Here is a 12158-nt window from a genome sequence, read left to right as displayed (position 1 = left end):
AGTTCCCCGCGTTTTCCGCGTTTAAAAACAGGGTTTTAAAGCATGGCCAAGCGCGATTATTACGACATTCTCGGGATTTCCCGGGATGCGGACGAGAAGGAAGTCAAGCGAGCCTACCGCAAGCTTGCAATGAAGTATCACCCCGACCGTAACCCGGACGACACCGACGCCGAGAACAAGTTTAAGGAGGCCAGCGAAGCCTACGAGATTCTGGCGGACGACTCCAAGCGGGCCGCCTATGACCAGTTCGGTCACGCCGGCGTTGATGGTCAGGCCGGTGGTGGCTTCGGAGGTGGCGGCGCCAGCTTCTCCGACATCTTCGGCGATGTCTTTGGTGACATCTTTGGTGGCGGTGGCGGACGAGGCCGCAATACCCGTGGTGCGGATTTGCGCTACACCCTGGAGCTGGATCTCGAAGAGGCGGTGAAGGGCAAGAACGTTCAGATCAAGATTCCCGGTCATCGGGAGTGCGAAGTCTGTGATGGCAGCGGTGCGGAGAAAGGTTCGACACCGGAAACCTGTGGTACCTGTAAGGGTATGGGTCAGGTGCGGATGCAGCAGGGTTTCTTCACCGTGCAGCAGGCGTGTCCGACGTGCCGTGGTTCTGGTCAGATCATCAAGAACCCATGTAAGGCCTGCCATGGTCAGGGCCGGGTTCAGGAAGAGAAGACGCTGTCGGTGAAAGTGCCGCCGGGCGTGGATACCGGTGATCGTATCCGTCTCTCCGGCGAAGGTGAAATGGGCGTCGATGGCGGGCCGCCGGGCGACCTGTACGTACAAATCGCCGTGCGTGAGCATTCCCTCTTCACCCGGGACGGCCGCAATCTGTATTGCGAAGTCCCCATCAGTATTGTTGATGCCGCCCTCGGTGGTGAGCTGGAAGTGCCGACCCTCGATGGGCGGGTGAAGTTGAAAATCCCGCCCGAGACCCAGACCGGCAAGCTGTTCCGCCTGCGTAACAAGGGTGTGAGCCCGGTGCGTGGTGGTCCGGCCGGTGACCTGCTGTGCCGTGTGATTGTTGAAACGCCGGTCAACCTGACCAAGCGCCAGAAGGAACTGCTGGATGAATTTCAGCAAACTCTGGACGGCGGCAACGGTACCGAGCATGCTCCGAAGAAGACCTCCTGGTTCGAGGGTGTGAAAAGCTTCTTCGATGAAATGAAATTCTGAGCGGCCGATTAAAGGGAAGTGCGAATATGAGGGTAGCAATCATCGGCGCCGCCGGGCGCATGGGCAAGGTGTTGATTGAGGCGGTTGACGGTACCGAAGGTCTGGAGCTGGGCGCGGCCGTCGTCGAGCCGGGCAGCAGCCTGGTCGGGGCCGACGCCGGGGAAATGACCGGCATCGGCAAAACCGGTATCAAGATGGCCGGTGGTCTGGATGCGGTGAAAGATGATTTTGACGTACTCATCGATTTCACCTTTCCGGACCTCACCCTGGCGAACGCGGAATTCTGCAAGGCCAACGGCAAAATGCTGGTAATCGGAACCACGGGAATGTCCGAAGCCGAGAAAGAGCAGCTCGCCCTGGCGGCGGAGTCCACGCCGGTGGTGTTTGCGCCCAACATGAGTGTGGGGGTCAACGTGGTGCTCAATCTGTTGCGTACCGCCGCCCAGGCTCTCGGCGACGACTACGACGTTGAGATCATTGAGGCCCATCACCGCCACAAGAAAGACGCGCCCTCCGGCACTGCGCTGCGCATGGGTGAAGTGGTTGCCGACGCGCTGGGTCGCGATTTGAAAGAGTGCGCGGTCTATGGCCGCGAGGGCTTTACTGGCGAGCGAACTCGTAAGGAAATCGGTTTTGAAACCATTCGTGCCGGCGATGTCGTGGGCGATCATACGGTGTTGTTTGCCGCCGAGGGTGAGCGGATTGAAGTCACCCACAAGGCGAGCAGTCGCATGACCTTTGCCAAGGGCGCCATGCGCGCGGCCCTGTGGCTCAAGGACAAGCCGGCCGGGCTGTACGACATGCAGGACGTATTGTCGCTGAAATAGAGCTTCGCGGGTGATTATACATGGACAGAAAGCCGCTTATTTTTTACAATAAGGCGGTTTAACTGCACCAAGCGTAGCTTTGAAAACGCCCAGGGAACCAATAGGGTTCCCGGACAACAAAAAGCGGGACGGAGTTTTGACTCCCTCTCGCTTTTTTGCGACCTGAATTTGCGCTTGCGTTCCTGTTCGTGACGAACCGATACGCCACTCGATGAGGATACAAGCCTTGAGCACACCTGCAATCCTTGCACTCGCAGACGGAAGCCTGTTCTACGGCACCGCCATTGGCGCTGACGGAGAAACCAGTGGTGAGGTGGTGTTCAACACCGCCATGACCGGCTACCAGGAAATTCTCACCGATCCGTCCTACTCCCGCCAGATTGTCACCCTGACTTATCCCCACATCGGTAATACCGGTGTTAACGAAGAGGATGTCGAGTCGGATCGCATCCAGGCTGCTGGCCTGATCATCCGCGATCTGCCGCTGACAGCCAGCAACTGGCGCAGCACGGGCACGCTGGACGAGTACCTGCGAAGCAACAACATTGTTGGTATTGCCGATATCGACACCCGTCGCCTGACGCGCATTCTGCGCGACAAGGGCTCCCAGAACGGAGCCGTTGTTGCCGGCGCCGACGCCACGGCTGAGCGTGCCCTGGAGTTGGCCAAGGCGTTCCCTGGCCTGAAAGGCATGGATCTGGCGAAGGAAGTGACCTCGGAAAAGGTCTGGAGCTGGACCCAGAGCGAGTGGACCCTGAACGACGGCTACGGCGAGCGCGGCGAGGCCCGGTTCAAGGTGGTGGCCTGGGATTACGGGGTCAAGTTCAACATCCTGCGGATGCTGGCTTCCCGCGGTTGTGACATCACCGTGGTGCCGGCCCAGACTCCGGCTGCGGACGTTCTGGCCATGAATCCGGATGGTGTGTTCCTGTCCAACGGTCCTGGCGATCCCGAACCGTGTGATTACGCGATCAAGGCGATCCGGGAAGTGCTGGAAACCGAGATCCCGGTCTTCGGTATCTGTCTTGGGCATCAGCTGCTGGCCCTCGCCAGCGGTGCAAAATCCATGAAGATGGGCCACGGTCACCACGGCGCCAATCACCCGGTGCAGAACATCGCTGACGGCACGGTGATGATTACCAGCCAGAACCACGGCTTCGCAGTGGACGAGACTTCCCTGCCAGGCACGTTGGAGGCGACGCACAAGTCGCTGTTCGATGGCACCTTGCAGGGTATCCGGCGCACCGACAAGCCGGCGTTCAGCTTCCAGGGGCACCCGGAAGCCAGTCCGGGCCCCCACGACGTGGCGCCACTGTTCGACGAATTTATCCGGCTGATGAAAGCCCGGTCTGCCTGAGGGCAGTGCTTCCGGGCTGACGTCCGGAAGCGATACGCGCCGCGTTTTGCGCTGCAAGAATTTTAACGTTGCTGACAGGTTTACCACGACATGCCAAAACGTACTGACATCCAAAGCATCCTGATCCTGGGCGCGGGCCCCATCGTGATCGGGCAGGCGTGCGAGTTTGACTACTCCGGAGCCCAGGCCTGCAAGGCCCTGCGAGAGGAGGGTTACCGGGTCATTCTGGTCAACTCCAACCCGGCGACTATCATGACCGATCCGGTGATGGCCGATGCCACCTACATTGAGCCGATCACCTGGAAAACCGTCGCCAAGATCATTGAAAAGGAAAAGCCGGATGCCCTGCTGCCGACCATGGGCGGGCAAACCGCGCTGAACTGTGCCCTGGATCTGGAAAAGCACGGTGTGCTGCAGGAGCACGGCGTTGAAATGATCGGTGCCAATGCGGACACCATCGACAAGGCGGAAGACCGGGATCGCTTCGACAAGGCCATGAAGAAGATCGGTCTCGAGTGCCCCCGTGCCACCATCGCCCATACCATGGAAGAGGCCTGGAAAGTCGCCGACGATATCGGCTTTCCATGCATTATCCGCCCCTCGTTTACCATGGGTGGCTCTGGTGGGGGGATTGCCTACAACCGGGACGAATTCGAAGAGATCTGTACCCGTGGCCTGGACCTGTCGCCGACCAATGAACTGTTGATCGACGAATCGCTGATCGGCTGGAAGGAATACGAGATGGAAGTGGTCCGCGACAAGGCGGACAACTGCATCATCGTCTGCGCCATCGAGAACTTCGACGCCATGGGCGTGCACACCGGTGACTCGATTACCGTGGCCCCGGCCCAGACGCTGACGGACAAGGAATACCAGATCATGCGGAACGCCTCCCTGGCGGTCCTGCGTGAGATCGGTGTGGAAACCGGCGGCTCCAATGTACAGTTCGGCATCAATCCCGAGACCGGCCGGATGGTGGTCATCGAGATGAACCCGAGGGTGTCCCGTTCGTCCGCGCTGGCATCCAAGGCCACGGGGTTCCCGATTGCCAAGGTCGCGGCCAAGTTGGCGGTGGGTTACACCCTGGATGAGCTCCGCAACGAGATCACCGGTGGTGTCACTCCGGCCTCGTTCGAGCCCAGCATCGACTACGTAGTCACCAAGATTCCGCGGTTTACCTTTGAGAAATTCCCGCAGGCTGACGCCCGACTGACCACCCAGATGAAGTCTGTGGGTGAGGTGATGGCGATCGGTCGCACGTTCCAGGAGTCCCTCCAGAAGGCCCTGCGAGGCTTGGAAGTCGGCTCCGAAGGGTTTGATGAGAAGCTGGAGCGCCTCAGCTCCGAGGATTCCCAGGAAACTCTGATCAGCGAGCTCAACGTGCCCGGGGCGGAGCGCGTCTGGTACATCGGCGATGCCTTCCGTGCTGGCATGAGCGTCGACGATGTGTTCCAGCATACCCACGTGGACCCCTGGTACCTGGTGCAGATTGAAGATCTGATCCGGGAAGAGCAGGCCCTGAAATCCGCCGGCAAGGCCGACATTGATCAGGCCACGCTGTTCCGCCTGAAGCGAAAGGGCTTCTCGGATGCGCGTCTGGCCAAGCTGCTGGGCATCTCGGAAGTGAGCCTGCGCAAACTGCGTCACGATCTGGGTATCCGTCCGGTCTACAAGCGGGTCGACACCTGCGCCGCAGAGTTTGCCTCCGATACCGCCTACATGTACTCCACCTATGAGGAAGAGTGCGAGGCCGACGCCAGCGATCGCGAGAAGATCGTGGTGATCGGAGGTGGTCCGAACCGAATTGGCCAGGGTATCGAGTTCGACTACTGCTGTGTACACGCGGCATTGGCCATGCGTGAAGACGGTTACGAAACCATCATGATCAACTGCAACCCGGAGACTGTGTCCACCGACTATGACACCTCCGACCGGTTGTATTTCGAGCCGATCACCCTTGAGGATGTGCTGGAAATCATCCACGTCGAGAAGCCCAAGGGCGTGATTGTCCAGTACGGCGGTCAGACTCCGCTGAAACTGGCGCGTGGCCTGGAAGCCGCCGGCGTACCCATCATCGGGACCAGCCCGGACGCCATCGACCGGGCTGAAGACCGTGAGCGGTTCCAGCAGATGATTACCCGTCTGGGGCTGAAGCAGCCTGAAAATGCCACCGTGCGCAGTCACGAGGAAGGCATTCTGGCGGCCCGGGAGATTGGCTACCCCTTGGTGGTTCGTCCCTCCTATGTTCTGGGTGGGCGCGCCATGGAGATCGTCTACGATGAAGACGAGCTGGTGCGGTACATGCGGAACGCCGTGCTGGTATCCAATGACAGTCCGGTCCTGCTCGACCACTTCCTGAATGCCGCCATCGAGGTGGACATTGACGCCATCTGTGACGGCAAGGACGTGGTGATTGGCGGTATCATGCAGCACATTGAGCAGGCCGGCGTGCATTCCGGTGACTCCGCCTGTTCGTTGCCGCCCTACACCCTGTCCCAGCAGGTTCAGGATGAGATGCGCGACGCCGTGAAAAAGATGGCAATCGAGCTGGATGTGGTCGGCCTGATGAACGTGCAGCTGGCGTGGCAGGATGACGAGATCTACGTCATCGAGGTTAACCCGCGTGCGTCCCGTACGGTACCGTTCGTGTCCAAGGCCATCGGGGTCTCCCTGGCCAAGGTTGCGGCACGTGCCATGGCAGGTGTGTCACTGGCCGATCAGGGCTTCACTAAGGAAATTATCCCGACCTATTACGCGGTGAAGGAATCGGTGTTCCCGTTCAACAAGTTCCCGGCGGTGGATCCAATCCTCGGGCCGGAGATGAAATCGACCGGTGAGGTCATGGGGTTGGGCGACAGCTTCGACGAAGCCTTTGCCAAGGCCGCACTGGCGGTTGGTGAAAGCCTGCCGGTCAAGGGTACCGCCTTTATGTCGGTCCGGGATGTGGACAAAGCGGGTGCTGCCAAGGTAGCGCGGGATCTGGTGGACGCCGGGTTCAAGCTGATTGCCACCACCGGAACCGCCAAGGCCCTGAAAGAGACTGGTATCGAGGTGGAGCGGGTGAACAAGGTCCGCGAGGGGCGTCCGCACATTGTGGATGCCATCAAGAATGGTCAGGTTCAGCTGATTATCAACACCACTGAAGGTCGCAAGGCGATTTCGGATTCGGCGCAGATTCGCCAGTCCGCCCTGCAGGCCAAGGTGACTTACACAACGACTCTGGCAGGTGGCGAAGCCTTCTGTCGGGCCATCAAATTCGGCCCGGAGCGCACTGTACGTCGCCTCCAGGATCTTCACGCAGGAAAGTGAGACTATGGCTGACAGAGTACCGATGACTAAGGGAGGCGAGAGCAGCCTCCGCGCTGAGCTTCAAAAGCTGAAGTCCGAAGATCGCCCACGAGTGATTGCAGCTATTTCCGATGCCCGTGAGCACGGCGATCTTAAAGAAAATGCCGAATACCATGCGGCCCGTGAACAGCAGAGTTTTATTGAGGGTCGTATTCAGGAAATCGAAGGCAAGTTGTCCGCGGCCCAGGTGATTGACGTCACCACCATGGACAACCACGGCAAGGTGATTTTCGGCACTACGGTTCATCTTCTGAACATGGATACGGACGAGCAGGTGGTCTACCAGATCGTGGGAGAGGACGAGGCCGACATCAAGGCTGGCAAGATTTCCATCTCTTCGCCCATTGCGCGTGCTCTCGTAGGCAAAAACGAAGGGGATGTGGTGGCTATTCGGGTGCCCTCTGGCACGGTCGAATACGAAATCGAAGAGGTTGAGTACGTCTGACACGGAAGTGCGGCCACAAAAAAGCCGGCTCGGGATTCCCCCAGCCGGCTTTTTTATGCCTGATCGGCGCCCGGTTTCAGTTCTTGTGGCGCAGCAGGTTGGACAGTTTCGGGTTGGGCTTCTTGGCTCGACGCAGGATGACGGCGATCTTGCCGATGGACTGGACCAGCTCTGCCCCGGATGCCTCACACAGGGCATTTACCGCTTCCTGGCGGGCGTCCCGATCCTGGCTGGCAACCTTTACCTTGATGAGTTCGTGGTCGTTCAGGGCGCGCTCCAGTTCTTCCTGAAGTCCTTCGGACAGGCCTTTGTCACCAACAATGATGACTGGCTTCAGATTGTGGGCGATAGCCCGGTATTCCCGGCGCTGTTCCGGTGAAAGACTCATGATGTAATCTCTTTATGGGTGCAATTAACAAAACGTCAGCGGTGCATGCGCTGGCAACATCGTATAATCCGCGGATTGTAACAGATCACTTCCCGGTAGAAATGGCCGTTAACACTTACGGTGGGGAATGGCCGATTGCCGGAACATTTCAGGGGTGGCTGGGTCAAATGAGTCGTCCGGGCGTTGTAATTTCAGATTTGGCGCCCAATATGTGGGTTATGGCCGCAATTTTTCAGGATTGCATGGGCTGTCAGGGCCGACCCGAGGGTCGCCCGTCTGTGGTCGATACGGATAGGCCGTTTCTGGTGGACGGGCGTACAATTGGTGTAAGGTGTCAGAAAAGGGCGGTTCCCGCGAGGACAGCTCTTCAATTCACAGGTGATGATCCTTGAACGATATGGCAAAAAATCTGGTTCTCTGGCTAATAATAGCCGCCGTACTGCTGATGGTGTTTCAGAATTTCTCTCCCACCCCCAGCGGTCAGCAAGTCAATTACTCCCAATTTGTTGAAATGGTCCAGCAGGGCCAGGTCAGCAAGGTGACGATCGATGGCCTGGAAATCCAGGGTACCCGTGGTGACGGGTCCCAGTTCCAGACCATCCGGCCGCAGGTTTCCGACAACAAACTGATGGATGACCTGCTGGCCAACAGCGTTGAAGTTATCGGTAAGGAGCCCGAGAGCCAGAGCCTGTGGACGCAGTTGCTGGTGGCCGCGTTCCCGATATTGATCATTATCGCGTTGTTCGTGTTCTTTATGCGACAGATGCAAGGCGGTGGTGGCGGCAAAGGCCCGATGTCGTTCGGCAAGAGCAAAGCGCGTCTGATGAGTGAAGATCAGATCAAGACGACGTTTGGCGACGTCGCTGGTGTGGACGAAGCCAAGGAAGACGTGAAGGAGCTTGTGGATTTCCTTCGGGATCCCAGCAAATTCCAGCGTCTTGGTGGCAGCATCCCCAAAGGTGTCTTGATGGTCGGTCAGCCGGGTACCGGTAAGACCCTGCTTGCCAAGGCGATCGCCGGCGAGGCGAAGGTGCCGTTCTTCTCCATTTCCGGCTCGGATTTCGTCGAAATGTTCGTGGGTGTCGGTGCCTCCCGGGTACGTGACATGTTCGAGCAGGCCAAGAAACAGAGCCCGTGCATCATCTTCATTGATGAGATTGATGCGGTCGGTCGCCATCGTGGCGCTGGCATGGGTGGCGGTCACGACGAGCGCGAGCAGACCCTGAACCAGTTGCTGGTTGAAATGGACGGCTTTGAAGGCAACGAGGGTGTCATCGTCATCGCCGCCACCAACCGCCCTGACGTACTCGATCCGGCGCTCCTGCGTCCGGGACGTTTCGACCGCCAGGTTGTGGTTGGTTTGCCGGACATCATCGGGCGTGAACAGATCCTCAAGGTGCACATGAAGAAAGTGCCCCTGGCGGATGGCGTTGAGCCGGTCCTGATTGCCCGCGGTACCCCCGGATTCTCCGGTGCGGACCTCGCCAACCTGGTGAACGAAGCGGCCCTGTTTGCGGCCCGCCGTAACCAGCGACTGGTGTCCATGGAGGAGTTCGAACTCGCCAAGGACAAGATCATGATGGGCGCGGAACGCAAGTCCATGGTGATGAGTGAGAAGGAAAAGCGGAACACGGCGTACCACGAGTCCGGTCACGCTATTGTTGGTCGTCTGATGCCCGAACACGATCCGGTCTACAAGGTCAGCATCATCCCCCGGGGCCGTGCCCTGGGTGTCACGATGTTCCTTCCGGAGGAAGACAAGTACAGTCACAGCAAGCGGTTCCTGATCAGTTCCATCTGCAGCCTGTTTGGCGGACGTATCGCGGAAGAACTGACCCTCGGTTTCGATGGTGTTACCACCGGTGCCTCCAACGACATCGAGCGGGCCACGAGTCTGGCCCGCAATATGGTGACGCGCTGGGGACTGTCCGAAAAACTGGGTCCGCTGCAGTACGACACCGACAGCGAAGAGCCGTTCCTGGGGCGTTCTGCCGGTCAGGCGCAGACGGTCTATTCTCCGGAAACCGCGCAGCGCATTGATGAAGAAGTTCGCAACATCATTGATGAATGCTACGAGAAGGCGCGTCAGCTGTTGATCGACAATCGCGACAAGCTCGATCTGATGGCGGATGCGTTGATGAAGTACGAAACCATCGACCGCTTCCAGATCGACGACATCATGGAAGGCCGGGTTCCACGCCCACCAAAAGGTTGGGGCGACAGTGGTCCGACCGGTGGTGCCAAGGTTGATGAGCCCGAACCGGCGCCCGAGTCCAAGGGCTCCGATGACGGTCGTCAGCCCGGTGTCGGTCGGCCTGCCGGCGAGCACTGACACCACCAGCGACCTGTAGGTGATACCTCTGCGCCGCCCGGAATCCGGGCGGCGTTTGTTTTTGTTCTTCAGAAAAAAAGGTTTGCTATGGAAATGAATTTTGCCGGGCGGGCGTTGGATATGTCCCGTTGTCATGTAATGGGCATCCTGAATGTCACGCCTGACTCTTTTTCCGATGGTGGTCAATTCAATCGCCCGGAGGCGGCGATGGCGAGAGTCCGGCAAATGGTCGCAGATGGCGCAGCATTTATTGACGTTGGTGGCGAATCCACCAGGCCTGGCGCCACGCCAGTCTCGGTCCAGGAAGAGCTTGATCGGGTCTGCCCGGTAATCGAGGCGATTGTCGGGGAGCTGGACGTGGTGGTGTCGGTGGATACCAGCGCGCCGGAAGTGATGGCCGAGACCGCGCGCCTGGGTGCCGGGCTCATCAATGATGTCCGGGCGCTGCAGCGTGAGGGGGCCCCTGAGGCTGCGGCAAAGGCCAATGTGCCTGTCTGCATCATGCATATTCAGGGTGAGCCGGACACCATGCAGGATCGTCCGGAGTACCGGAATGTCTGTCGGGACGTCAGTTCCTTTCTGACGGAGCGAATGCGGGTGGCGGAACTGGCAGGCGTGCGGCCCGAAAACATCATCCTGGACCCGGGGTTCGGGTTCGGGAAAACGGTAGAGCACAATTTCCGGCTGCTCGCCGCACTGGAGCAGTTGCACGTGCTGGGTCACCCTCTGCTCGTGGGTATGTCCCGAAAGTCCATGCTGGGTGCAATTACTGGGCGGGATGTAAATGAACGGTTGCCCGCAAGCCTCGCCGCCGCGACAATATCAGCCATGAAAGGGGCCAGCATCGTCCGGGTGCATGATGTCCGCGAAACAGTGGATGCCGTCAAGGTAGTGGCGGCCATGAAGGAGGGGCGTTAATGTCCGATAGAAAGTATTTCGGCACCGACGGGATTCGGGGTCGGGTCGGCGAATCACCTATTACACCGGAATTCATGCTGCGCCTGGGCTGGGCCGCCGGCCAGGCTTTCAAGCGTGATGGTCAGCGCAATAGCGTGTTGATCGGCAAGGACACCCGCATCTCGGGTTACATGTTTGAATCAGCACTGGAAGCGGGCCTCGCGGCTGCAGGCGTCGACGTCAAGCTGCTCGGGCCAATGCCAACCCCCGCCATTGCCTACCTGACTCGGACGTTCCGGGCGTCCGCGGGCATTGTGATCAGTGCCTCCCACAATCCGCACCATGACAATGGCATCAAGTTTTTCTCGCCCGCCGGGACCAAGCTCGACGATGCTCTGGAAGAAGAAATTGAGCGTTGGCTCGATAAGCCCCTGGAAGTGTGCGCTTCCGAAGAGCTGGGTAAGGCCTCCCGCGTGGATGACGCCCCGGGCCGGTATGTGGAATTCTGCAAGAGTACGGTGCCCAACGAGTTCGCCCTCGACGACATGAAGATCGTCCTCGATTGTGCTCATGGCGCAACTTATCACGTGGCACCGAAGGTGTTCCGTGAGCTGGGGGCAACAGTGTCGGTGATCGGCGGCGAGCCGGATGGCCTCAACATCAACCTCAATGTCGGGTCCACCTACCTCGACGGACTCAAGCGGGCGGTGGTTGAGCAAGGGGCGGATCTCGGCATTGCCTTTGATGGGGACGGCGATCGGGTATTGATGGTCGACCGGGATGGCTCTGAAGTGGACGGTGACGAGTTGTTGTATGTCATTGCGTCCCAGCGTTTTGCGGAGGGCCGTCTCAAGGGTGGTGTGGTCGGTACGCTGATGACCAACCTGGGTGTCGAGCTTGCCTTGCGGGAGCAGGGTATTGAATTCGAACGGGCCAAGGTCGGTGACCGGTACGTGATGGAGCGGCTGGTGGCCAACAACTGGATGCTCGGAGGTGAGGGGTCGGGGCACATGGTGATCCGGGACTGCACCAGCACGGGTGATGGCATTGTCTCGGCGCTCCAGGTCTTGCTCGCGATCAGCAAATCCGGAAAGACGCTGGCCGAGTTGCGCCAGGGAATGAGCAAGCTGCCCCAGACGATGGTGAATGTCAGGGTTGCGAAGCGTTTCGATCCCCTTGCACGGGACGACATTGCCGCCGCTGTCAGAAAGGCTGAATCCAAACTTGGCGAGGCCGGTCGGGTGCTGCTGCGGGCCTCCGGCACTGAGCCGCTCATCCGTGTGATGACCGAGGGGCAGGATGCTGCGGAGATTGACCGTATAGCCCAGGAGCTGGCTGCGGTGGTGAAGAGTTCTACCGCATAATTTTGTATTTTCAGGCGGTTGTCTGTCGGG

The 12158-nt window shown here is 59.3% G+C and carries 9 protein-coding genes; 8 read left to right on the top strand and 1 reads right to left on the bottom strand.

Annotation, left to right across the window (positions count from 1 at the left end):
* Window positions 1-42: 42 nt before the first annotated feature.
* From dnaJ to greA, 5 genes are all read left to right on the top strand, one after another.
* Window positions 43-1170 carry a molecular chaperone DnaJ gene (dnaJ, locus tag K0B93_RS09095; RefSeq protein WP_219866906.1) on the top strand — a complete coding sequence of 376 codons (1128 nt, stop codon included), beginning with the start codon at window positions 43-45 and terminating at the stop codon, window positions 1168-1170.
* 26 nt (window positions 1171-1196) lie between these two features.
* Window positions 1197-1997 carry a 4-hydroxy-tetrahydrodipicolinate reductase gene (gene dapB, locus K0B93_RS09090; RefSeq protein WP_219866905.1) on the top strand — a complete coding sequence of 267 codons (801 nt, stop codon included), beginning with the start codon at window positions 1197-1199 and terminating at the stop codon, window positions 1995-1997.
* 226 nt (window positions 1998-2223) lie between these two features.
* Window positions 2224-3354, top strand: a complete 1131-nt coding sequence (gene carA, locus K0B93_RS09085; RefSeq protein WP_219866904.1) for a glutamine-hydrolyzing carbamoyl-phosphate synthase small subunit — start codon at window positions 2224-2226, stop codon at window positions 3352-3354.
* A gap of 90 nt (window positions 3355-3444) precedes the next feature.
* Window positions 3445-6663 carry a carbamoyl-phosphate synthase large subunit gene (gene carB, locus K0B93_RS09080; RefSeq protein ID WP_219866903.1) on the top strand — a complete coding sequence of 1073 codons (3219 nt, stop codon included), beginning with the start codon at window positions 3445-3447 and terminating at the stop codon, window positions 6661-6663.
* A 4-nt stretch (window positions 6664-6667) separates the two neighbouring features.
* Entirely contained in the window at window positions 6668-7147 is a 480-nt protein-coding gene (greA, locus tag K0B93_RS09075) for a transcription elongation factor GreA (RefSeq protein WP_219866902.1), read from the top strand.
* A gap of 76 nt (window positions 7148-7223) precedes the next feature.
* On the opposite strand, the gene yhbY is transcribed toward greA, so the two are convergent.
* Window positions 7224-7535: a ribosome assembly RNA-binding protein YhbY gene (yhbY, locus tag K0B93_RS09070; protein ID WP_219866901.1), complete on the bottom strand. Its 312-nt coding sequence runs from the start codon at window positions 7533-7535 to the stop codon at window positions 7224-7226.
* A gap of 388 nt (window positions 7536-7923) precedes the next feature.
* On the opposite strand from yhbY, the gene ftsH reads away from it, so the two are divergent.
* From ftsH to glmM, 3 genes are all read left to right on the top strand, one after another.
* A complete protein-coding gene (gene ftsH / locus K0B93_RS09065; protein ID WP_219866900.1) occupies window positions 7924-9867 on the top strand; it encodes an ATP-dependent zinc metalloprotease FtsH in 1944 nt (647 codons plus the stop codon).
* A gap of 87 nt (window positions 9868-9954) precedes the next feature.
* A complete protein-coding gene (gene folP, locus K0B93_RS09060; RefSeq protein WP_219866899.1) occupies window positions 9955-10785 on the top strand; it encodes a dihydropteroate synthase in 831 nt (276 codons plus the stop codon).
* On the top strand, window positions 10785-12128 hold the full coding sequence (gene glmM, locus K0B93_RS09055) for a phosphoglucosamine mutase (protein ID WP_219866898.1): 1344 nt from the start codon (window positions 10785-10787) through the stop codon (window positions 12126-12128). The genes folP and glmM overlap by 1 nt, the downstream gene beginning before the upstream one ends.
* Window positions 12129-12158: the final 30 nt, after the last annotated feature.

The sequence above is a fragment of the Marinobacter sp. F4218 genome (assembly GCF_019443085.1).
Lineage (GTDB): Bacteria > Pseudomonadota > Gammaproteobacteria > Pseudomonadales > Oleiphilaceae > Marinobacter > Marinobacter albus.
The sequence above is the reverse complement of the archived record's forward strand: the minus strand, read 5'-3'. Positions and strand labels throughout refer to the sequence as shown.

Excerpts from the sequence above, each read along its gene's own strand:
- dnaJ (WP_219866906.1), top strand. The coding sequence starts at position 43 with ATGGCCAAGCGCGATTATTACGACATTCTCGGGATTTCCCGGGATGCG.
- dapB (WP_219866905.1), top strand. The coding sequence starts at position 1,197 with ATGAGGGTAGCAATCATCGGCGCCGCCGGGCGCATGGGCAAGGTGTTG.
- carB (WP_219866903.1), top strand. The coding sequence starts at position 3,445 with ATGCCAAAACGTACTGACATCCAAAGCATCCTGATCCTGGGCGCGGGC.
- greA (WP_219866902.1), top strand. The coding sequence starts at position 6,668 with ATGGCTGACAGAGTACCGATGACTAAGGGAGGCGAGAGCAGCCTCCGC.
- yhbY (WP_219866901.1), bottom strand. The coding sequence starts at position 7,535 with ATGAGTCTTTCACCGGAACAGCGCCGGGAATACCGGGCTATCGCCCAC.
- folP (WP_219866899.1), top strand. The coding sequence starts at position 9,955 with ATGGAAATGAATTTTGCCGGGCGGGCGTTGGATATGTCCCGTTGTCAT.
- glmM (WP_219866898.1), top strand. The coding sequence starts at position 10,785 with ATGTCCGATAGAAAGTATTTCGGCACCGACGGGATTCGGGGTCGGGTC.